Below are 22,157 nucleotides of genomic sequence, written 5' to 3'. Positions count from 1 at the left end.
ATAACAGAGCGAGCATCCGTTCACGGAGACAACGCCATGGCAACGCAAGCGTCAGGTCGAGCCGCACTCATCAAGCCAATGAACGGGCTCTCCTACGTCCGTGGTTCGACCGATATCCCGCTGAGCGACGCGACGGTCGGACGATTCCTGCGCGACACGGCGCGCCGCTTCGGCGGCCGACCTGCCGTGGTGTTCCGCGAGCAGGGCATCCGCTGGACGTGGGCGGTTTTCGCGCAAGAGGTCGACGTGCTCGCGGCCGGTTTGCTCGCATTGGGCATCGGCAAAGGCGACCGTGTCGGCATCTGGTCGCCGAACCGGGTCGAGTGGTTACTCACGCAATTCGCGACGGCGCGCATCGGGGCCGTACTGGTCAATATCAATCCCGCATACCGGCTGGCCGAACTCGAGTACGCGCTAAACAAGGTCGGATGCAAGGCCATCATCGCCGCAGAACGTTTCAAGTCGTCGATGTATCTGCAGATGCTGCAGGAACTGGCGCCCGAACTTGCCACGCACGCTCCCGGCAATCTGCGTGCGGTGCGTTTGCCGGAGTTGCGTGTCGTGATCCGCATGTGCGACCAGGGGACGCCGGGCATGCTGAGTTTCTCCGACGTGATCGAGCAGGGCCGCGCCACGCTCGACTCCGTAAAACTGGATGCGATCGATGCCACGTTGTCCGCGGACGATCCAATCAACATCCAGTTCACCAGCGGCACGACCGGCAACCCGAAGGGCGCTACGCTCACGCACCGCAACGTCGTCAACAACGCACGCTATATTGCAATGGCGATGGAGCTCTCGGAAGAGGACGGCCTTTGCATTCCCGTGCCGCTCTATCACTGCTTCGGCATGGTGCTGGCGGTGCTGGCCTGCGTGTCGGTCGGCGCGAACATGGTCTTTCCCGGCGAAGCCTTCGATCCGGCTGCGACACTCGCAGCCGTCGCCGAAGAAAGATGCACGGCGTTGCATGGCGTTCCCACCATGTTCATCGCAGAACTGGATCATCCAGAGTTCGCGCGTTTTGATCTTACGCGTTTGCGTACCGGCATCATGGCCGGCTCGCCATGCCCGATCGAGACCATGAAGAAGGTCGTGTCGAAGATGCATCTGGCCGAAATCACGATCGCCTACGGCATGACGGAAACCAGCCCGGTTTCTTTCCAGAGTTCGACGATTGATCCGCTGGACAAGCGGACCTCGACGGTGGGGCGTATCCAGCCGCATCTCGAAGTCAAGATCATCGACGCGCTGGGTAACGTCGTTCCGGTCGGCGAAACCGGCGAGCTATGTACAAAGGGCTACTCGGTGATGCAGGGCTACTGGGGCGAGGAGGCGAAGACGCACGAAAGCATCGTCGACGGCTGGATGCACACCGGCGATCTGGCGACGCTCGACGCCGACGGTTACTGCAATATCGTCGGCCGCCTCAAGGACATGCTGATTCGCGGCGGCGAGAACATCTACCCACGCGAGATCGAAGAGTTTCTGTTCCGCCATCCGAAGATCCAGAGCGTTCAGGTGTTTGGCGTCCCGGACGCGAAGTACGGGGAAGAAGTGTGCGCGTGGATCGTGCTGCGCGCCGGAGAACAGGCGAGCGCCGAGGAAGTGCAGGAGTTTTGCCGTGGCCAGATAGCCCACTACAAGGTGCCGAAATACATCCGCTTCGTCGATGAGCTGCCGATGACGGTCACCGGCAAGATACAGAAATTCGTGATGCGCGAACGGATGATCGAGGAGTTGAAGATCCGGGAAGACAAGACCGCCTGAAACGACAACGGCGGCGCCACGCGTTGTCGTGGGGCCGCCGTGTTTGAGGGGGGGAGGCGCAACCGTTCGCGAAACCTGACTAGCAGCAGCCCGGGCAGAGCTCACCAGAGCAGCGCGCAAACGTTTGGCTAAACAAAAAAAAAGCGGGCCTGGAGCCCGCTAAAAACCACACGCTACGGGGTTAGCGCGAGGAGACCATTGGAGGAACCGACTGGGTGGACGCTCTACGCGTCGACCACGGCCCCAGCAGGGATGCCCCTTTCCAGGGCTTCGGCGTGACGCCGACCGGCAAGTGCATCGTATCCGCTCACACCACGCACCCAGCCACATCCGTGTTGAAACCGTTGAAAAGCATTGTGGGCGAATAAGTCCGGTATGACGGTAACAAAGTGTTTCAGGTTGTAACGCCCGCCAGATAAGGCTTCGCGGGTCTTATTGCCATTGAAAGCTGTTTAAAACGTAATTTCTACCGATGCCTTTGACCATCATTACTCGGGTTCAATTGATGCTTCCGCGGCGCTCCGTGCAGCGCAACTGATTCAGACTTCACCGCATGAAACCACCGCCGGGGTCGCGCCACGCCCGCCGGATAGCGGCCAGATGGCCGATGCGGCGCCATTAACCTTGGCACCTGCGTGATGAAAGCACCTGTAACGCCGCGGCGCGCGCTCAAATCCGGCCGGCTCATTGCGCGGGTCGGACCGCGCAGCCGAGGGTGTCAATCGCGCAATTCCCTATCGACTTACGTGCAGATACGCGGTTACAGGATTGTGTCGATGCGCGCCGCTTATTGGACCGCGCTACTTCAACCACTTATCGGAGATTGCCTGGTATTCGCCGCTAGCTTGCGCCAGATGCAACCATTGGTCGACATATTGCTGGAACACCACGTCGCCGCGCGGCAGCAACCAGGCCTTTTCTCCGTACTGGAACGGCTTGTCAGGGTGAACCGAGCACAGGCCAGGGTTGAGTTTCTGTTGCAGCAACGTTTCCGACGCGTCAGTCACCATCACATCCGCCTTGCCGGCGAGGATCTGTTTGAAGATCGTCACGTTGTCTGGATACACGGTAAGGTTCGCGTGCGGGAAAAACTGCCTCGCGAAGCGCTCGTTTGTACCACCGGGGTTGACGATGACGCGGGTCGTGGGCTGATCGATCTCGGCGACGGTCTGATATTTGTTCACGTCATCGCAGCGCACGATCGGCGTCTTGCCGTCGACCATATACGGCCGGGTGAAAAACGCGCGCTTTTGCCGTTCGAGCGATGGCGAGACGCCGCCGACAGCGATATCGCACTCCGCTACAAAGTCGTTCATCAGGTTGGACCACGACGTTTTGATGTACTCCGCCTTCACACCCAGCGATTTCGCGAGCGATTCGGTCATGTCGATGTCGATTCCTTCGAACTGCCCGTCGCCCTTGTAGAAGGAGTACGGCCGGTAGTCGCCGGTCGTGCAGGCGCGCAGCGTACCGCGCGCGAGAATCTCGTCGAGGCGCGAGGGTGCTGTGGACGTACTGTTGCCGCCAACCGTCGCGGCCGAGCCCGCCGCGCTCTGCGCGTTCGCCGTCCCGGTTGCACCAGCGAGCAACGCCAAAGCCAGAATCCATGCTGCCTTTCTCATCGGATCTCCTCGAATCCCGTCATTGCCACATAAGGCCGCTGATCATAGCCTGCCAGTCCGCCCTTGAACATTAGCCGGACGGCCGGTCGCGGGACAACGCCATAGCGGACCGTTATTGCCCCGATCAACGAAGATGCGGGATCGGTCCCGCTGCGTCCGGTAAAATGCCCCTTTGCCTTCAGTCGTACGCAACGTGGCCCATAACCTTCTCAACGACACCTTCCTGCGCGCGCTGCTGCGTCAGCCGACCGACTACACGCCGATCTGGCTGATGCGTCAGGCCGGCCGGTACCTGCCGGAATACAACGCGACGCGCGCTCGTGCAGGTAGTTTTCTTGGCCTCGCGAAGAGCCCGGCGTACGCGACTGAAGTGACGCTGCAGCCACTCGAGCGCTATCCGCTCGACGCGGCCATCCTGTTCTCCGACATTCTCACGGTGCCCGACGCCATGGGCCTGGGGCTGGAGTTCGTGGCCGGCGAAGGTCCCAGCTTTGCGCATCCGGTGCGCACTGAGGCCGACGTCGCGCGCCTCACCGTGCCGGATATCGGCGCCACGCTGCGCTACGTGACCGACGCGGTGAGCGAAATCCGCAAGGCGCTGACGGATGCGCAAGGCCGTCAGCGCGTGCCGCTGATCGGCTTTTCCGGCAGCCCGTGGACGCTCGCCTGCTACATGGTGGAAGGCAGCGGCTCGGCCGACTTCCGCACAGTGAAATCCATGCTGTACGCCCGTCCAGATCTGATGCACCGGATTCTGGAGGTGAACGCCAGGTCCGTGGCCGCTTACCTGAACGCGCAGATCGAAGCCGGCGCGCAAGCGGTGATGATTTTCGACACCTGGGGCGGAGCATTGGCCGACGGCATCTACCAACGTTTCTCACTGCACTACATCGCGCAGGTTGTAAGCCAGCTCAAACGCGATCACGACGGCGAGAAAGTCCCGGTCATCACCTTCACGAAGGGCGGCGGCTTGTGGCTCGACGAGATTGCAGGCACCGGCGTCGACGCGGTTGGCCTCGACTGGACGGTGAATCTCGCCCGCGCCCGCGAGCGGGTCGGCGGTCGGGTGGCCCTGCAAGGCAATATCGATCCGTCGGTGCTGTTCGCGCCGCCCTCGGCGATTCGTATCGAAGCGCGTGCGGTACTCGACAGCTTCGGCAATCATCCCGGTCACGTCTTCAACCTTGGTCATGGCATTTCGCAGTTCACGCCGCCGGAAAACGTCGCCGAACTGGTCGATGAAGTCCATCGCCACAGCCGCGCGATTCGCGCTGCCGGAGCAGCGGGAGCCGCGCCAAACACGTGACAGATTTGTTGCGGTGCGGCGACGTGGGCTCTCGGACTAAGGGAAAAATAGTGTCAACTGGGCCGTCAGGCGGCGCTTCCGCAGTTGTCAAGACTTGACTTATACACATTCATCACGCTGCGGCGCGGTAGAGGGTTTAGTCGCGGCAATCTGCTTGCAAGTTGCGTGCGCATCCGATCAGGGCCTTGACTGGCAAGGGTTTCGTCGGATCAGGGAGGAGTGTGCGGTACCCCACACAACGTAGCAACGGCGCGGTTTTCGGGCCTTCCAGAGCGAGTTCTCAACAAAGTTATCCACAGGACATCCGGGCCAACACCAATTGTTCAGTAGATTCCAAAACTTAGCGCCGGAAGTGATGTTTTACTTTAACTTCTCCCGGTTGACTGACTCGTCGTCGGGCATCGGTCCGATGACCGAAGTGCCTGCGCCGACCCAATTGCGATCCTGAATCCTACGTGAGCCCCGTTTTTGTCCGCGTCGCGCTCGATCATCCGTTGCCGACCTTGTTCGACTATCGCTGCGACGCCGCCGAGCCGCCGCTGCCGGGCACGCTCGTCAGCGTGCCGTTCGGCAGGCGCCAGGTGGTCGGGCTAGTCTGTGAAGTGACCACTCACAGTGATGTGCCGGCCGACAAACTGCGCGCCGTGGACAGCTTATGCGATGCCTGTCCGCCCTTGTCCGCCGAATGGCTGGCGCTTGCCGCCTTTGCCGCGGACTACTACCAGCGGGGCCTTGGCGAAGTCGCATTGCCGGCTTTGCCGCAGGCGTTGCGCGATCCGTCGCGCTGGGCGCGCCTGCTCGCGCCCCAGGAGCTGTACCGTTTGTTGCCGGCCGGCCGGGCAGCGCTGCCCGACGCGTTACCCGCGCGGGCGACTGCATTACGAAAACTGGCGCAGGCGCTCATCGACGCCGAGGCCGGTGCGCTACTTGTCGCCGACGCCCGCGCCGTCCATCCTAAAGCCGTCGCGACCCTCGAGGCGTGGCGTGCCGAAGGCTGGCTAGAGCGGGAAGTGACCGAAGCGGCGGCACTGGCTTTGCTCGCGCCGTCGCCGGGCAGCGCGGCGCAGCGGGCCGCACCGCCGCTGCCCACCCTGACCGATGAACAAGCCGCAGCCGTCGAAGCAATTCGTGACGCCAACGGCTTCGCGCCGTTCCTGTTGCACGGCGTGACCGGCAGCGGCAAGACTGAGGTGTATCTGCGCGCGCTTGCCGCGATTCTGGCGGCGCGGCCCGACGCCCAGGCGCTCGTTCTCGTGCCTGAAATCAATCTCACGCCGCAATTCGAAGCCGCGTTCCGCGCGCGCTTTGCGGCGCTCGAAGGCACCTCGATCGTCACGTTGCACAGCGGCCTCGCCGAGGGTGAACGGGCGCGCAACTGGTTCGCGGCACATAGCGGCCGTGCCCGGATCGTGCTCGGTACGCGGCTCGCCGTACTCGCCTCGCTGCCGAAGCTGGCGATCATCGTCGTCGACGAGGAGCATGATCCGGCCTACAAGCAGCAGGAAGGCTTGCGCTACTCGGCGCGCGATCTGGCCATCTGGCGTGCCAAGCAACTGGATTTGCCGGTGGTACTCGGCTCCGCGACGCCCTCGCTGGAAAGCTGGTGGCAGGCCGACCAGGGACGCTACACGCGACTCACGCTGGCGCGGCGGGCGGTCGCCGAGGCGGTGTTGCCCACCGTCAAGCTGATCGATCTCGAAGAAGAACGGCGACGTGGCCGGGCGTCAGTGGAAGGCCTGTCCGGGCCGCTGATCGCGGCGCTGAAGACCCGCCTGGAACGCGGCGAACAGAGCCTCGTATTTCTCAACCGCCGCGGCTACGCGCCACAACTGGCCTGCGACGCCTGCGGCTGGGTGGCGGGCTGTCCACGCTGTAGCGCCTACGTCGTGTTGCACAAGCCGGAGCGTGCGCTGCGTTGCCACCACTGCGGCTGGGAAGCACGCATTCCACGTTCGTGCCCTGACTGCGGCAACGTGGACATTGCGCCGCTCGGACGTGGCACGCAGCGCGTTGAAGAGACCCTGGCGAGCGCCGTGCCCGGGGCGCGCGTGCTGCGCATCGACGCTGACAGCACGCGCCGCAAAGGCAGCGCGCAGGCGCTGTTCTCGGACGTGCACGCGGGCGAGGTCGACATCCTGGTGGGCACGCAAATGATCGCCAAGGGGCACGACTTTCAACGCGTTTCGCTGGTGGGCGTGCTTAACGCCGATACGGCGCTGTTCTCGCACGACTTCCGCGCCGGCGAGCGCCTGTTCGCCCAGCTGATGCAGGTGAGCGGCCGCGCCGGTCGGGCAGGACTCCCTGGCGAGGTGCTGGTGCAGACGCGCTATCCCCGGCACGCGCTGTATCACGCGCTGGGGCGGCACGACTACGGCGGCTTCGCCAACTCGACGCTGGCCGAACGCCGCGACGCCCATTTGCCGCCGTTTGTCTATCAGGCACTGTTGCGCGCCGAAGGTCGCACGCTCGAAGCGGCGCTCGCTTTCCTCCAGCAAGCCGCCGTGGCGCTGGCGGAAATGCCGTCCGCCGAACGGGTGACGGTCTACGACGCCGTGCCGCTGACCATCGTCAAGGTCATGCACGTGCACCGCGCGCAACTGCTGATCGAGAGCGCTTCGCGCGGCGCGCTACAGGCCACGCTGCGCGCCTGGCAGCCGGTCTTGCGCAGCTTGAAGGGCGTGTTGCGCTGGAATCTCGAGGTCGACCCGCTCGATATCTGAGGCCGCCGTCGTCGGGCCTACCGGACCCGGCTGACGTGCAAATCCCTTTCAGTCATATTCATAGAGCGAAAGGTCGTTTCATTTCCGAAAGCCGCTCAACTATATTTCGCCAGAATCGGCGCAGTTTTAACAACAATCCCAACCTCTCCCGCGCCGACGCACCTCAACTCTCGGGGCTTTGCGATGAGCGATACCAATCACAGCCTGCCGGCGGGCGCAGCAGCAGCACCGGCCAGATCCGATTCCAACCGTGACACCGACGTCAAACATGGCGGCGGTCTGTTCGCGACCGAAGACTGGTGGGCCGTGTGGATCGGCCTGCTGGTGATCGTCGTCGCGTGGGGGTTCTTTGCCTCGGGTAGCAGCATCAAATGGCTCGCGGTTGCGCCGGTCAAATGGACGGATCCGGTCCTGGCGGCTCAAGACCTGCTCAAACACCTGCCGAACTATGCCGCGCTGTTCGTCGTGTTCGCGGTGCTGTTTGGCGTCAGCCTCGCGGCTTTAAAGCAACGGCTCGCGCATTTTCTGCCGTCGTTCCTGATCCTGTTCGTCGCCTCGATACTGATTTTCACGCTCGGCGCATGGGCCAGTGCTTCCCGGTACAACCTCGAACCACCGCTGGTTGCGCTCGTGCTCGGTCTGGTGGTCTCGAATGTGTTCGGGTTGCCCGAGTGGTTCTCGGCCGGGTTGCGCGTCGAGTTTTACATCAAGGTGGGCATCGTGCTGCTCGGCGCAACGCTACCGTTGACGTTGCTTGTGTGGGCCGGTCCGGTTGCGGTCGGACAGGCAAGCATTGTTTCGCTGGTGACGTTCTTCGTGATCTTCTTCGTCGCCAGGGCTTTCGGCCTCGACCGCCGCTTCGCGGCGGTGCTGGGCGTGGGCGGCGCGGTCTGCGGCGTTTCGGCGGCCATCGCGATTGCGGGCGCTGTGCGCGCCAAACGCGAACAGGCTTCGGTGGCGATCACGCTGGTGATCCTGTGGGCCATCGTCATGATCTTCGTGTTGCCGTTCGCCTCGCGCTCGCTCGGGCTTTCGACGGCGGTCGGCGGCGCGTGGATCGGCACCTCTGAATTCGCGGACGCGGCCGGCATCGCCGCCGCCCAGGCTTATGGCGACCTGGCCAGGCAAGCTGGCGGCGCTATCGCCGGCGCGCCCGAAGCCTCCGTGCAGGCGTTCACGCTGATGAAGGTGGTGGGGCGCGACATCTGGATCGGCATCTGGGCGTTCGTGCTGGCGTTCGTCGCCTCGACCCGTTGGGAGAGCCAGGAAAGTGGCGTCAAGTCGAAGGCAAACCCGGGCGAGATCTGGGCGCGCTTTCCGAAATTCGTGATTGGCTTTGTGATTGCGTCGGCGCTCGTGACGTGGATCGCGAGCCACTATTCGCTGGCGGACTACCGTAAGGTGGTGACACCGGAGTTCGTCGCGCCGATTACTGCGCTGCGCACCTGGGCCTTCATCTTCTGCTTCCTGAGCATCGGGCTGACCACGCGGTTGCGCCTGCTGACGGCCACCGGCATCAAGCCGTTCCTCGCGTTCACGGCCGGCGTCGTCGTCAATGTCGCCATCGGCTACGCGCTGTCCGCGCACGTGTTCGCATCGTATTGGAATAGTTTGGGGCAGGGCTCATGACGAGTCCCGCAGAGGAGCGGACCGAGACGGCGGCGCGCGCACTGCGTGCGCGTCGGCCGAGTTGCGCCGGTTGCCGATACCGCGCTGACGATCGACACACGCTTGAGCAGAGCATCCCGGGCCTCGTGGTATTCAGTTCGGGGTTTGGGGCGAGCGTAGCCACGAGCCGGCTCTGCCGTCTGCACGACCAGCTGGTCTCGCCGGACGACTCCTGCAACCAGTTCGCGCCAAACGCGTAAGGGGAAGGCTTATTTCCCGATCGCGCGGCGCGCGCTGTCGATCACTGCAAGCTCATCCTCTGCTTCGCGCGTGTCGGAGTACGTCGCGCCGCGGACGAACAGATATGCGCACGTTGCGCACATGCTCCAGATTGCTGCCAGTACCAGCCACTTTTCCATTTCGAACACCCCGTAACCCCGTTACGTGCGCTTGTGCGCATCATGTTCTGTATAACGGCCTGATTCTGCGTTTCGATAAGGGTCGCCAAAAAAGAATTTCGTAGGGGAAAGTACCGATCCGGCTCCGGGATCGCTCGCAGGTGCGCCAACTCCCGCAAACCCCGGTCGCACAAGGTTTTGACAATGGTGCAACCATGCCATCCGCGTGGTTGCACCTTTTTATTGGGAGGCGTACGATTCGGCCAACTTTTTAGTCTTTGGCCGGCGCGGCTTGGCTGGCATACGAAGGAAACATGGCTAGCACCACCCTTGGCGTCAAGGTCGACGACCTCCTGCGTACCCGGCTGAAAGATGCCGCCACCCGTCTCGAACGCACTCCGCACTGGCTGATCAAGCAGGCGATCTTCGCGTACCTCGAACGGATCGAGCACGGTCAATTGCCCGCTGAGCTGTCGGGCGCGCACGGCTCGGCCGATCTGGCCGATGGCGCGAGCGTCGAATCCGAAGAGGATGGGGCGTCGCACCCGTTCCTGGATTTTGCGCAGAACGTGCAACCGCAATCGGTGTTGCGCGCGGCGATTACAGCGGCCTACCGTCGTCCTGAGCCGGAATGCGTGCCGTTCCTGCTCGGTCAGGCGCGTCTGCCGGCAAACCTCGCCAATGATGTGCAGGCGATGGCGAGCAAGCTCGTCGAAACGCTGCGTGGCAAGAGCAAGGGCGGCGGCGTCGAAGGGCTGATTCACGAGTTTTCGCTGTCGAGCCAGGAAGGCGTGGCGTTGATGTGCCTCGCCGAAGCGCTGCTGCGGATTCCCGATCGCGCCACTCGCGACGCGCTGATTCGCGACAAGATCAGCAAGGGTGACTGGAAATCACACGTCGGCCAGGCGCCGTCGCTGTTCGTCAACGCCGCGACCTGGGGGCTGATGATCACCGGCAAGCTGGTGACGACCAATAGCGAAACGGGCCTGTCGTCGGCGCTCACGCGGCTGATCGGCAAGGGCGGTGAGCCGCTGATCCGCAAGGGCGTCGATATGGCGATGCGCCTGATGGGCGAGCAGTTCGTCACCGGTGAGAACATCTCCGAGGCGCTCGCCAACAGCCGCAAATTCGAAGCGCGCGGTTTCCGCTACTCGTACGACATGCTCGGCGAAGCGGCCACCACCGAAGCCGACGCGCAGCGCTACTACGCGTCGTACGAGCAGGCGATTCACGCCATCGGCAAGGCGGCCGGCGGACGCGGCATCTACGAAGGCCCAGGCATCTCGATCAAGCTGTCGGCGCTGCACCCGCGCTATGCGCGCTCGCAATACGAACGCACGATGAGCGAACTGCTGCCGCGCGTGCGCTCGCTCGCGATCCTCGCGCGTCGCTACGACATTGGCCTGAACATCGACGCGGAAGAAGCCGATCGCCTCGAAATCTCGCTGGATCTGCTCGAAGCGCTTTGCTTCGATCCGGAACTGGCGGGCTGGAATGGCATTGGCTTCGTGGTGCAGGCATATCAGAAGCGCTGTCCGTTCGTGATCGATTACATCATTGATCTGGCGCGCCGCAGCCGTCATCGCATCATGGTCCGGCTCGTGAAGGGCGCGTACTGGGATAGCGAAATCAAGCGTGCACAAGTGGACGGCCTCGAAGGCTATCCGGTGTACACGCGCAAGATCTATACGGACGTGTCGTATGTCGCCTGCGCGAAGAAGCTGCTCGGTGCGCCGGACGCGGTGTATCCGCAATTTGCCACGCACAACGCGCATACGCTCTCGGCGATCTATCACCTCGCGGGGCAGAACTACTATCCTGGCCAGTATGAGTTCCAGTGCTTGCACGGTATGGGCGAGCCGCTATACGAAGAAGTCACGGGTCGCGACAAGTTGAATCGTCCGTGCCGTGTGTATGCACCGGTCGGTACACACGAAACGCTGCTCGCGTATCTGGTGCGACGCCTGCTGGAAAACGGCGCGAATACGTCGTTCGTGAACCGCATCGCTGATGAAAACGTGGCGATCAAGGATCTGGTGGCCGATCCGGTCGAGGAAGCGTCGAAGGTCGTGCCGCTCGGCGCGCCGCACGCGAAGATCCCGCTGCCGCGCAACCTGTATGGTGCGGAACGCGTCAATTCGATGGGACTGGATCTGTCGAACGAACATCGTCTGGCGTCCTTATCTTCGGCGCTGCTGGCGAGCGCGCATCATCCGTGGCGCGCGACGCCGATGCTCGAAGACAACGAAATCGCCGTGGGTACCGCACGCGATGTACGCAATCCGGCTGACCATCGCGATCTCGTCGGCACGGTTGTCGAAGCCACGCCGGAACATGTGAGCGCGGCGCTGTCGAATGCGGTGGCCGCCGCGCCGATCTGGCAAGCGACGCCGGTCGAAGCGCGCGCCGATTGCCTCGCGCGTGCGGCCGATCTGCTCGAAGCGCAGATGCATACGTTGATGGGTCTCGTGGTGCGCGAAGCGGGCAAGTCGCTGCCGAACGCCGTCGCCGAGATTCGCGAAGCGATTGACTTCCTGCGCTACTACTCGGCGCAGATCCGCACCGAGTTCTCGAACGACACGCATCGTCCGCTCGGGCCGGTGGTCTGTATTAGCCCTTGGAACTTCCCGCTGGCGATTTTCATGGGTCAGGTTGCGGCCGCATTAGCTGCCGGCAACACGGTGCTGGCGAAACCGGCCGAACAGACGCCGCTGATCGCGGCGCAAGCGGTGCGCATCCTGCGCGAAGCGGGTGTGCCAGCAGGCGCGGTGCAACTGCTGCCAGGTGACGGCGAAACCGTCGGTGCGGCGCTGGTAGCCGATGCGCGCACGCGAGCGGTGATGTTTACCGGTTCGACCGAAGTGGCACGCCTGATCAACAGGACGCTTTCGAGCCGTCTGGATGCAGAAGGCAAGCCGATTCCGCTGATCGCGGAGACCGGTGGGCAGAACGCGATGATCGTCGATTCGTCGGCGCTCGCCGAGCAGGTAGTGGCGGACGTGCTGAACTCGGCGTTCGACTCGGCCGGTCAACGTTGTTCCGCGCTGCGCGTTCTTTGTCTGCAGGACGATGTGGCCGATCGCACGCTGGAAATGCTGACCGGCGCGATGCGCGAGCTCGCGGTGGGCAACCCGGATCGTTTGTCGATTGATGTCGGTCCGGTGATCGACGTCGATGCGAAGCGCGGTATCGACGCGCACGTTGCGGCGATGCGCGAGAAGGGCCGCAAGGTCGTGCAACTGCCGATGCCGGAAGGTGGCGCGCAAGGCACTTTCGTGCCGCCGACGCTGATTGAACTCGACAGCATCGACGAACTGAAGCGCGAAGTATTCGGGCCGGTGCTGCATGTGGTGCGTTACCGCCGCAACGCGCTTGACAAGCTGCTCGAACAGATCCGCGCGACCGGTTACGGCCTGACGCTCGGCATCCACACACGCATCGACGAAACGATCGCGCATGTGATCAGCCGCGCGCATGTCGGCAACATCTACGTGAACCGCAACGTGGTGGGCGCGGTGGTCGGCGTGCAACCGTTCGGCGGTGAAGGGCTGTCGGGCACGGGTCCGAAGGCAGGCGGCGCGCTTTATCTGCAGCGTCTGCTGGCGACGCGTCCGGCCGGTCTGCCGAAGACGCTGGCGCAGTCGCTGATCGCCGACGCCCCGCAGGCGACGGAAAACGGCGACAATCCGTCCTCGGCGCTGACGGCGCTGCGTGATTGGCTGATTAACGAGCGTCAGGCGTCGCTGGCAGCGCGTTGCGACGGTTACCTGTCGCAGGGCCTCGCGGGCGCCACAGCGGTGCTGCCTGGCCCGACCGGCGAGCGCAATACCTACACGCTCGGCGCACGCGGCACGGTGTTGTGCGTGGCGTCGACGGCGAGCGGTGCACGCGTGCAGTTTGCTGCGGCGCTTGCCACGGGCAACCGCGCGCTGTTCGACGGCGCTGCAGGCGAACAACTGGTGTCGGCGCTGCCTGCGGCACTCAAGCCGTATGCAAGCGTGAAGAAGAGCGCCGACACGCCCTTCGACGCCGTGCTGTTCGAAGGCGACAGCGATGAACTGCTTTCGCTGGTGAAGGAAGTGGCCAAGCGGGTGGGTCCGATCGTCTCAGTGCAGGGCGTGGCGGCTCGCGCGCTGGAAAGCGGCGAAGAGGACTACGCGCTCGAACGTCTGCTGACGGAGCGTTCGGTCAGCGTAAACACCGCAGCCGCAGGCGGCAATGCGAATTTGATGACGATCGGTTGAGCGAACCTTTAACGGTCGATTCAATTAAATGGAAGCGGTACGGCGACCCCGAAACCGCTCCACTCACACCTGGTACCAAGGAGAAGCTATGCAACACAAGATGAAACAGCTGGCAGGCGCCGCGCTCGTCGCAGCCATGTCGCTGGCGGGGACAGCAAACGCACAGCAGGTCGAAGACGTGAAGGTCGGTTTTGCCGGCCCGATGACGGGCGCACAGGCCCACTACGGCAAGGACTTCCAGAACGGCATCACGCTGGCTGTGGAAGAAGAAAACGCAAGCAAGCCGATGATCGGCGGCAAGCAGGTTCGCTTCGTTCTCGATTCGGCGGACGACCAGGCGGATCCACGCACCGGCACGACCGTTGCGCAGAAGCTGGTGGACGACAACATCAAGGGCATGCTCGGCCACTTCAACTCGGGCACGACGATCCCGGCTTCGCGCATCTACGCGAACGCGGGCATCCCCGAAATCGCCATGGCGACGGCGCCTGAGTACACGCAACAAGGCTTCAAGACGACTTTCCGCATGATGACGTCCGATACGCAGCAAGGTTCGGTTGCTGGGACGTTTGCGGTGAAGAATCTTGGCATGAAGAAGATTGCTATTGTCGACGACCGCACGGCTTATGGGCAGGGGTTGGCTGATCAGTTCGAGAAGGCGGCCAAGGCTTCAGGTGGGGCGATCGTTGATCGTGAGTTCACCAATGACAAGGCTGTTGACTTCAAGTCGATTCTGACCAAGTTGAAGTCGGTTAATCCGGATCTGATCTATTACGGTGGTGCGGATTCGCAAGCTGCGCCGATGGTCAAGCAGATGCGGGAGCTTGGTATCAAGGCTCCGCTCATGGGCGGTGAGATGGTTCATACGCCGACGTTCCTGTCGCTCGCTGGCGATGCGGCTAATGGGACTGTTGCTTCGCTGGCTGGGCTGCCGCTTGATCAGATGCCTGGTGGTGCTGACTATGTCAGCAAGTATAAGAAGCGTTTTAATGAGGATGTGCAGACGTACTCGCCGTATGCATACGATGGTGCTATGGCGATGTTCGCTGCTATGAAGAAGGCTAATTCGACCGATCCGGCTAAGTATTTGCCGTTCCTCGCCAAGACGGATATGCCGGCTGTTACTGCGGCTCATCTTGAGTATGACGGTAAGGGTGATCTTAAGAATGGTGGGATTACGCTTTACAAGGTTGTTGATGGGAAGTGGACGACTTTGCAGAGTGTTGGTGGGAAGTGAGCTTTTTGCCTCGCGGCGCTTGAGGATGGTTCGGTTTAGTTGATTTTTCAAGCGTTAATGGCTGGTTTGGTGTTTATGCCCTACGGGTCTCTCATGGCTCGTAGGGCTTTATTTTTTTGCCGAAAAGGCAAACGCCAGGCTCAAGCCCTATGGGTGGATATTAGGAAAGTATCCACTCGCTACGTCGGTCTTACCGCCACCCGTTTGGTGGAAAAATTCCAATGGTGGAATTTTTAAAATGCGCCTGCGCCGCCGGTGACGTCGGCTCACGTCTGCCACCTTTCTATGATTTGACTCAGTGAAAATCAACCTTGGAGGGCGCTACCTGCCTTATTCCATCGAAAATTTTATTCGAGAAACTTTTATAGCGCGAGGCTTGACACTCCTTGTCAAAAGCAATATTCCCGCGTTTGGACACATACAGCTCTCCTGGCCACACTGAAGACACAACGTAAGTGTACATTCCGCGCGTAAATTTCAAGTGTAAGCGATGAATGCTTCCCTCGGAAACGTCAGATATCGCAAATCTATCACCCGGTGGCATATTTTCGAGGGGATAATTGAAACTGCTTTCTTTATTTCCGTATTCATATCTAACGTAACCTTGGTTCGGGCTGATGTTATTTTTCGCGCAAACTGAAATTGTCTTCCCATTCTCCAGCGGGCAGCTGAAGTAAATGTCCTCGCCTTCACGACAAAGCGAATCTTCGCTTGGCAAAGATTGAACTTGTGCATTCGCCGCACTGACGCGTAGGCAGAGCGTGAAAGTAAGAAAAATAGATTTCCTCATAGATATCACTTCAATCCTTGCCAGCTGTGAATGGCGGAAAAATTATTCTGTCTATCGACGATGTCGGCCATGTTTTCTGCGTTAATAGGCTGGCCAAGACGGTGGGAAAAAAGCCCTGGATTTATCACCTTAGTGATATTGTCTACAACGTTGCTTGATGTGCCTTCATCCGCAATTTGATACATTTGGTTGTCTACCCAATAGGCAGCCGCTGACCTTGTCGCGTATTTGATCTGTCCGACCAATTGGAAATCATCTAGAAAATCTAAATTCGCCTCATTTGGCCATCCATGCGAATTCTGCCGATGCCACGCTGAAAATTTCCCATATTGCGCTCTCCCAGTAATCTGTATCAAACCTCTTCCGCGGTAGTTCCACCCATCTCCATTCTGAACGTTGCCGTTTCTGCCTCCGTAGGCGCGGTTCGCGATAGCTTCCTGATCGGCGGAGTGTGCGCTCGTGCGCCCATATTGTTCGGCTTCGTTAGGATGTTGCTGAAAATACGAGAATTTTTGTATCAATCTTGATGGCGGGTAGTTCAAACTCTCGCCATCATGGACCGCCAATGACGGACCCGCCTCCCGGCGGACCTGAGCAAAAAAATGCTCTCGCCTAAGGGATGTGTCCAGCTTGAACAATTCAATATTTGTATTCAGTTCGTCTATGACGACCTGCAACGTTGCAACGGTCGCTGTGGGGAAAATGTGTTGCACCATTTCCAGCGTGAATCGGAAGCCGTACCGCAAGAAATTCCCAATCAAAGCCACCGGATGTATGTGATTCACCACTGGGCTGGACGGAAAACCTTCCACCTTATCTTTCACTGAATCCCACCACTGAAGCTTTTTGATCCGCTCCAGCTCGCATTTCCAGTTCTCGGCCGCGTTACGCATGAGCGGCGTAAGCGCTTCCCAGCGGTTCATGCCACCGCCCCATTCGCTCTCGTATTTCAAGATGACATGGCACAGATCACTTGCCAGCCATCGCCGTCCAAGTGCCTGCCGTAACTTGACCGCCGTCACAATTACGCTGCCGTCCTTACCTCGTTCATCTTTTACTCCACGAGACGACGGCAAGCGACTTACAGTCTGCTCAAGCTTTGACAGGAGAGCACTGTTGCCTACCGCCTCAGTGGATGGCGCGAATGCTTTCTGTTCTTTCGGATTCGCCGAACCGGTGACCGAAAGATTTCGTTTGAAGGCGTCGGTGAGGTTGATCCCTGTTGCGTCCACAATTTCAAAGCCCGGCCATGCCCACGGACTCTCCCAATGTGTGCCTGGATGGGTTGCACTACTGCCCAGCTTCGCACCACAAACCCAACCCGATGCCGTTTGTCCCGAACCCGTGCCGAGTTCGAGGCGCCACCAGGTTACTCCCTTGTCATCGACAGCTACATTTCCATCACCGAGTGAATCAAGCTCCGTGCTTGGATATGCCACCAGATCTGCATTGACTGGTGAACCCACCTGGCTCAATTGCAGCGGGAACGATTTCCAGGCCGGGAGACCGTTCGGAGAATCGAGACGGCTCAACCCCGAACGAGCAATCCAGACGGGATTCTGGTATTGCTGCGCATGACCTGCACCATTAATCCACGGCTGGACGTGAACCCAGGGCCCAGTTTTCGGGCTGGTAGAGGTGAGGGTGAGCTTGGCAAGCTGCACCGCTGCGCCAAGGTAGAGGTCGGCGTCAGTCGGCTTTGCGACAAGCTTCGCACCCGCCTGGATAACAAGGATGGTTCGATCACTTACCGGCAGTTGCGTTGCCCGTGCGCGACTTTTTTCGATGAAACTCTTTAGTGTTTCGTCGGCAAACACTTCAAGATGCAGCAACTGCCGACTCGGGACGGGCGGCAAAGGCGTCGAGGTTTCGTAATCGATGTATTCCCCAAGCTGGCCCAACAATGTTCCCGCCTTCACTTGGATCGGCGTGGTCCCGGACGGCGTAATCACCGTGCCGACACCTATCGGCTCTTTCACGGCCTGCTGATCGTGCAGGTAGATCCACCCCCAGTCGTTTTCAGGTGTAACGGGTGCTGTACCAGTTGTGTCGTCGTCTGGATGGACCCATGGGACATTCAGGTCGTCCGACCCAAAAACGCCACCACTCGTGGGCGAAACCATATTGCCTGCGGTGATCTCCTTGATATGCCCCCACGGCCCACGCGTTTCACTGATTGTGATTTCGCTGCCTTCTGGCAGAAAGCCAACTCGCTCCCCCTTGATGTACCGGCTTTTGTTCTTTCCTACCGTCGGAGCCGTGTACACGAACGCACCGGATGCGCCACCGCCATTCTGCGTGTCTTTCGCCCCGATACGGAACGCGTCCACGCCTGGCCACCAGCCTGGCCGCACAAGCTTACTGTCCGACAGATAGGTGCTCCAGTCTGCCATGTGCAGATAGAGACTGAAGAATGTCAGCGTCTCGTCGGCGGGCTGCGCCGCGTTACTACCCGGTGCAGCCGGCATCGTCATCTGGTGGCGCACCAGCACAAAGCCGGTCGAATACATGGACCAGCGACGATCCTGCGAGAAAAGCAGATGCGGATACGCATCGTCGAGCTTGAACGCGACGATATCGCCGTCGGCAATCACGCGTACGCCTTTGGACTGCTCCAGACGTGAGGCCGAGGCCGGGCCGAAATGAACGCCGCCGTGTGGGAAACCATTGACACCGAGAGGGAAGAAGCCGTCACTCATCGCGCCCAGTGCGCTGTAAAACACCTGTGGATCGGCGGCCTCCTTACCGTCCCTTGCGGGAAAGGGATAGCGCCAGGTCAGCGGCGATGCGGACTGGGGTGCAGCCGCGGGCGCAGCCGGAGTGATAGCCGGATGGTTCTGCGGGGCCGGTGGATGGCTTTGGGGGAGGGTCATTTTTCGGATTCGATGAAGTTAGCCGGAAAACCGCGAGGCATGTGCCGTCAGGTCGGGCCGATGATTCGGAGCAGGGAGCGTCGGGGCTCCCCCATCTTCTCGGTGGCCTCGAAAGATACGACTGAGAGCGTCTCTACGCTGTCTGTGCCGGGTACGTCGAGGTGATACGCCTCTCGACCCGGTAGGGCTTGCAGTGCGTCTTGCAGATCTGTCATTGACCTAGCCTCCCTGCGGTTGTTTTGAGAGGCGCGACCTGATTCAGCAGGACTGCAAACGTTAGGAGGCCGCGATGCGGAGCCTATTTAGCTCCTGAAGATTTTTACCCCGCGTGCCATCCCACTTCAATGCAGAAAAGTCTGCAAATTGGTCGTTGATAGTCGAGGCGCAATTCGGCCGGCGAACAAACCTGGCCGCGCATACAGACGGTGTCCGCAAAAATATCCGCAATGCCAGCATTGCTGTCCTCTCGTCTGTTCGGATGCCGCGACTCTGGAGTCCATCGGACGGGCGTTGCCGGTTCGTCTCTCCACGCCTGGCCATTTGGATGACTCGTCGGTCGATCAAAACTCCTCAACAATTGCGATGGTGTATGAAATCGGTCACATCGACATTTAATACGATAAACGTCGTATAATTCGGGGGTGCTTTTGACGATACCAGTTAAATATCGCGAGGTTAAGCAGGCGGTCGTCGCCGCGCTTAGGTCCGGCAGGTTTCAGCATGAGTCGCGTCGTAACGTCGATGTCAAAAACCTTCTTGCTATGGGGGAGGTGACGCCGCAGTTAGTGGAACGCGTCATCGTCAAGAGTGATGACACTGAATACGTATCGTCGCCGCATCACAGGTTCGCGTCGATCGATGTGCATGTCATCGCGTCAGGTGGCTGGTACGTGAAGTTTTACTTCGTCGGCGATCCAGACACCATGTTTATAAGCGTTCACCAGTGAGCAGGACCATGAACACAAAACTGTATGAAGAAGGCGAGAAGAGCAAGGCGATCTGTCACAGCTGTCAGCAGCTCGTGAATTCGACCTTTGCGCGCCGCAATGTGCCGTTCAGTGACGGCAAGGGTGAGGTCAAGGACATCCTCGTCTCAGTTTGCGACGTGTGCGATGAAGTAGTCGCCATCCCCGCGCAGTCCACGCCGGCTATTCGCGAAACCCGTCAGAAGGAAGTGAAGGCCATCGAGGCGCAGTTGCCCGCTATTTATCTGGATATGCTTGATCTTGCTGCGTACACAATCGATAGCGCGAGCTCAACCGAGTTTCGCAAGGTTTTAATGATCTTGTATCTGCATCGGTTTGCCTCCGGCGAGTATCCTCGGGAGCGGTTGATGAGGGCGCATCGCTCAGCCGTGGCGCGCTTCAAGGAGCAGCGCGGAGCCGCGCGCAGACGTCTCTCCATGAAGGTCACGCCGCGCATCGCCGAAGACATCAAGACGCTGACTGAGGATACGGAGATGAATCAGACAGAAGTGATCAAATCCGTGATCTATCAGATTCAGATAGATGTGATCGAGGGGCGCAAGCCGGCTTTGATGAAGGAGCTCGGCGCGTTGGCTGTGATCTCGGCCTAGCGGCCGTCGTCGCGAGAGCGTCGAGCGGCCGCGCCGACAGAGTCATTCGTACGTCAGCTATTTCCCTTCACCCCTTAACTTGCGCCCCTGCTCCCGAATCTGCTCCAGAGTCGCGCCAGGCGTGCTCGCTTCCTGCGGGATGCGAATCTCGATTACCGCTGCGCGTTTCGCCGCGAGCGAACGCTCGAGCGCCGGCAGGAAATCCTCGGTACGTTCCACCGTCTCGCCATGTGCGCCGAAAGATCGCGCGAACGCCGCGAAATCCGGATTGGTGAGGCCGGTGCCATGCACGCGGTTCGGATAGTGCCGCTCCTGGTGCATGCGGATCGTGCCGAAGTGGCTGTTGTTCACGACGATGAACAGCACGTGCAGGTCGTATTGCATCGCCGTCGCCAGTTCCTGGGCCGACATCATGAAGCAGCCGTCGCCGGCCAGCGCTACCACCGTGCGCTGCGGATAGAGCGATTTCGCCGCAATCGCCGCCGGCACGCCGTAGCCCATCGCGCCGCTGGTCGGTGCGAGCTGCGAACGGAAATGCCGGTATGAGAAGTGTCGATGCAGCCACGTCGCGTAGTTGCCTGCGCCGTTGGTCACGATGGCGTCCTCGGGCAAGTGCGCGCGCAGCTGCTGAATCACCTCGCCCATTTGCACGTCGCCAGGAATCTGCCGCGGCACCCGCCACTCGAGGTAGGAGCGATGCGCCTCTTCCGCAGCTCCCGCCCATGCCGGTTTTGAAGAAGGAGGCGGCAGGGCCGCGAGAAGTGACGCGAGTTCAGGCATTCCGGAGACGATCGGCAAATCTGCCGAATACACGCGGCCCAATTCCTCCGCGCCCTGATGCACGTGAACCAAAGTCTGCCTGGTCTTCGGAATGTCCAGCAGCGTATAGCCACCGGTCGTGGCTTCACCCATTCGCGGGCCAAACACGAGCAGCAGATCCGCATCCGCGATGCGCTTGGCCAGCGCGGGATTGATGCCAAGTCCCACATCGCCTGCGTAGTTCGCATGCTCGTTATCGAGCGTGTCCTGAAAGCGGAACGCGAGACCGATCGGCAACTGCCAGTTCTCGACGAAGCGCTGCAGGTCCGCGCTCGCCTCAGATGTCCAGCCGCTACCGCCGGCGATGACCATCGGCCGCTGTGCGCCTTCGAGCAACTGCCTTAGCTCATCCATCTGCGCTGCAGACGGCGATGCCGCCACACGGTGATAAGCCGGCGCGCCTGGCACCACCGCACACGCGTCGCTCAAGACATCTTCCGGCAACGACAGCACGACAGGCCCTGGCCGTCCTGACGTCGCAGTATGGAACGCGTGACTCAGATACTCCGGAATGCGACGCGGATCATCGATCTGTGCGACCCACTTCGCCATCTGGCCGAACATGCGTCGATAGTCGATTTCCTGGAACGCCTCGCGATCGAGATGCTCGCGCGCGCATTGGCCGATCAGCAGGATCATCGGCGTCGAGTCCTGGAACGCGGTGTGCACGCCAATCGACGCATGCGTCGCGCCGGGTCCGCGCGTGACGATTGCCACGCCGGGACGACCGGTCAGTTTGCCGACCGCTTCGGCCATATTGGCGGCGGCCGCTTCGTGCCGGCAGACAACGGTCTGGATCCGTTCAGTCTCGTCGTGCAGCGAGTCGAGCACGGCGAGAAAGCTCTCGCCCGGCACACAGAAAACACGTTCGACACCGTGCGTCAGCAGGGCATCGACTACAAGGCGCGCACCGGTAGTGGTGGCGGAAGCGGGAACATTCGTCAGCGGCATTGCGGTGAAGCCTCCAGTCGGATCTCGTCGGTCGGCTGGTCGGCCACGTGGGGCCGACGGGCTTCGACAGCTTACGCCGACTCGGCGGCCGGTGTCACTGGAAAGGGCAATGTCGGGCCGCTAATCGGGCTATTGGCACAAGCTGCCAAGGCAACGCCGCGCAGCGTGGCAGCGGCGGCGCGTTGTAAGGGATGCGTTGGCTACGACTTGTATGAAGTCACCGAGCCGCTGCTGGTCGAGCGACCT

14 protein-coding genes are annotated in these 22,157 nt (G+C 61.0%); 9 read left to right on the top strand and 5 right to left on the bottom strand.

Translation table 11 applies throughout. The annotated features are described in order from the left end of the window. The first annotated feature begins 36 nt into the window (after positions 1-36). The gene (locus P3T17_RS10690; protein ID WP_429406590.1) at positions 37-1,767 is read left to right on the top strand and encodes an AMP-binding protein; all 1,731 of its coding nucleotides are present in this window, start codon (positions 37-39) and stop codon (positions 1,765-1,767) included. 800 nt (positions 1,768-2,567) lie between these two features. Here the strand turns inward: P3T17_RS10690 and P3T17_RS10685 are convergent. Next, on the bottom strand, positions 2,568-3,389 hold the full coding sequence (locus P3T17_RS10685) for a transporter substrate-binding domain-containing protein (protein WP_429406588.1): 822 nt from the start codon (positions 3,387-3,389) through the stop codon (positions 2,568-2,570). A gap of 193 nt (positions 3,390-3,582) precedes the next feature. On the opposite strand from P3T17_RS10685, the gene hemE reads away from it, so the two are divergent. The 4 genes from hemE to P3T17_RS10665 all read left to right on the top strand — a co-directional run bounded on the left by hemE (position 3,583) and on the right by P3T17_RS10665 (position 9,283). Further along, entirely contained in the window at positions 3,583-4,695 is a 1,113-nt protein-coding gene (gene hemE / locus P3T17_RS10680) for a uroporphyrinogen decarboxylase (RefSeq protein WP_429406585.1), read from the top strand. Between the two features lie 455 nt (positions 4,696-5,150). Beyond that, positions 5,151-7,415, top strand: coding sequence for a primosomal protein N' (locus P3T17_RS10675; protein ID WP_429406583.1), 2,265 nt, complete (start codon positions 5,151-5,153; stop codon positions 7,413-7,415). A gap of 183 nt (positions 7,416-7,598) precedes the next feature. After that, complete coding sequence (locus P3T17_RS10670; RefSeq protein WP_429406580.1) at positions 7,599-9,044, top strand: YeiH family protein; 1,446 nt, start codon at positions 7,599-7,601, stop codon at positions 9,042-9,044. Next, positions 9,041-9,283 carry a hypothetical protein gene (locus P3T17_RS10665; RefSeq protein ID WP_429406578.1) on the top strand — a complete coding sequence of 81 codons (243 nt, stop codon included), beginning with the start codon at positions 9,041-9,043 and terminating at the stop codon, positions 9,281-9,283. The genes P3T17_RS10670 and P3T17_RS10665 overlap by 4 nt, the downstream gene beginning before the upstream one ends. A 9-nt stretch (positions 9,284-9,292) precedes the next feature. Here P3T17_RS10665 and P3T17_RS10660 read toward each other — a convergent pair whose 3' ends face one another. Further along, positions 9,293-9,442 carry a hypothetical protein gene (locus P3T17_RS10660; protein WP_166660776.1) on the bottom strand — a complete coding sequence of 50 codons (150 nt, stop codon included), beginning with the start codon at positions 9,440-9,442 and terminating at the stop codon, positions 9,293-9,295. Positions 9,443-9,735: 293 nt separating this feature from the next. On the opposite strand from P3T17_RS10660, the gene putA reads away from it, so the two are divergent. Further along, on the top strand, positions 9,736-13,665 hold the full coding sequence (putA, locus tag P3T17_RS10655; RefSeq protein ID WP_429406575.1) for a trifunctional transcriptional regulator/proline dehydrogenase/L-glutamate gamma-semialdehyde dehydrogenase: 3,930 nt from the start codon (positions 9,736-9,738) through the stop codon (positions 13,663-13,665). A gap of 88 nt (positions 13,666-13,753) precedes the next feature. Next, complete coding sequence (locus P3T17_RS10650; protein ID WP_429407186.1) at positions 13,754-14,902, top strand: branched-chain amino acid ABC transporter substrate-binding protein; 1,149 nt, start codon at positions 13,754-13,756, stop codon at positions 14,900-14,902. Positions 14,903-15,197: 295 nt separating this feature from the next. On the opposite strand, the gene P3T17_RS10645 is transcribed toward P3T17_RS10650, so the two are convergent. Then, on the bottom strand, positions 15,198-15,692 hold the full coding sequence (locus P3T17_RS10645; RefSeq protein ID WP_429406572.1) for a hypothetical protein: 495 nt from the start codon (positions 15,690-15,692) through the stop codon (positions 15,198-15,200). 5 nt (positions 15,693-15,697) lie between these two features. Next, a complete protein-coding gene (locus P3T17_RS10640; RefSeq protein ID WP_429406570.1) occupies positions 15,698-18,565 on the bottom strand; it encodes a glycoside hydrolase family 19 protein in 2,868 nt (955 codons plus the stop codon). A 647-nt stretch (positions 18,566-19,212) separates the two neighbouring features. Between P3T17_RS10640 and P3T17_RS10635 the strand changes: the two genes are divergently transcribed. After that, positions 19,213-19,512, top strand: coding sequence for a hypothetical protein (locus tag P3T17_RS10635; RefSeq protein ID WP_429406569.1), 300 nt, complete (start codon positions 19,213-19,215; stop codon positions 19,510-19,512). A gap of 8 nt (positions 19,513-19,520) precedes the next feature. Next, positions 19,521-20,141, top strand: a complete 621-nt coding sequence (locus P3T17_RS10630) for a hypothetical protein (protein ID WP_429406567.1) — start codon at positions 19,521-19,523, stop codon at positions 20,139-20,141. A 57-nt stretch (positions 20,142-20,198) separates the two neighbouring features. Here P3T17_RS10630 and P3T17_RS10625 read toward each other — a convergent pair whose 3' ends face one another. Continuing rightward, positions 20,199-21,911, bottom strand: a complete 1,713-nt coding sequence (locus tag P3T17_RS10625) for a thiamine pyrophosphate-binding protein (RefSeq protein WP_429406565.1) — start codon at positions 21,909-21,911, stop codon at positions 20,199-20,201. Between the last annotated feature and the right edge of the window lie 246 nt (positions 21,912-22,157).

This window comes from Paraburkholderia sp. GAS82, from assembly GCF_050436285.1.
In the GTDB taxonomy this organism is placed as follows: Bacteria; Pseudomonadota; Gammaproteobacteria; order Burkholderiales; family Burkholderiaceae; genus Paraburkholderia; species Paraburkholderia phenazinium_B.
Note: the sequence above shows the minus strand (reverse complement) of the source record. Positions and strands in the feature narration are given on the sequence as shown.

Coding starts and splice junctions, on each gene's coding strand:
- P3T17_RS10690 (WP_429406590.1), top strand. CDS start 37: ATGGCAACGCAAGCGTCAGGTCGAGCCGCACTCATCAAGCCAATGAAC.
- P3T17_RS10685 (WP_429406588.1), bottom strand. CDS start 3,389: ATGAGAAAGGCAGCATGGATTCTGGCTTTGGCGTTGCTCGCTGGTGCA.
- P3T17_RS10670 (WP_429406580.1), top strand. CDS start 7,599: ATGAGCGATACCAATCACAGCCTGCCGGCGGGCGCAGCAGCAGCACCG.
- P3T17_RS10665 (WP_429406578.1), top strand. CDS start 9,041: ATGACGAGTCCCGCAGAGGAGCGGACCGAGACGGCGGCGCGCGCACTG.
- P3T17_RS10660 (WP_166660776.1), bottom strand. CDS start 9,442: ATGGAAAAGTGGCTGGTACTGGCAGCAATCTGGAGCATGTGCGCAACG.
- putA (WP_429406575.1), top strand. CDS start 9,736: ATGGCTAGCACCACCCTTGGCGTCAAGGTCGACGACCTCCTGCGTACC.
- P3T17_RS10650 (WP_429407186.1), top strand. CDS start 13,754: ATGCAACACAAGATGAAACAGCTGGCAGGCGCCGCGCTCGTCGCAGCC.
- P3T17_RS10645 (WP_429406572.1), bottom strand. CDS start 15,692: ATGAGGAAATCTATTTTTCTTACTTTCACGCTCTGCCTACGCGTCAGT.
- P3T17_RS10640 (WP_429406570.1), bottom strand. CDS start 18,565: ATGACCCTCCCCCAAAGCCATCCACCGGCCCCGCAGAACCATCCGGCT.
- P3T17_RS10630 (WP_429406567.1), top strand. CDS start 19,521: ATGAACACAAAACTGTATGAAGAAGGCGAGAAGAGCAAGGCGATCTGT.
- P3T17_RS10625 (WP_429406565.1), bottom strand. CDS start 21,911: ATGCCGCTGACGAATGTTCCCGCTTCCGCCACCACTACCGGTGCGCGC.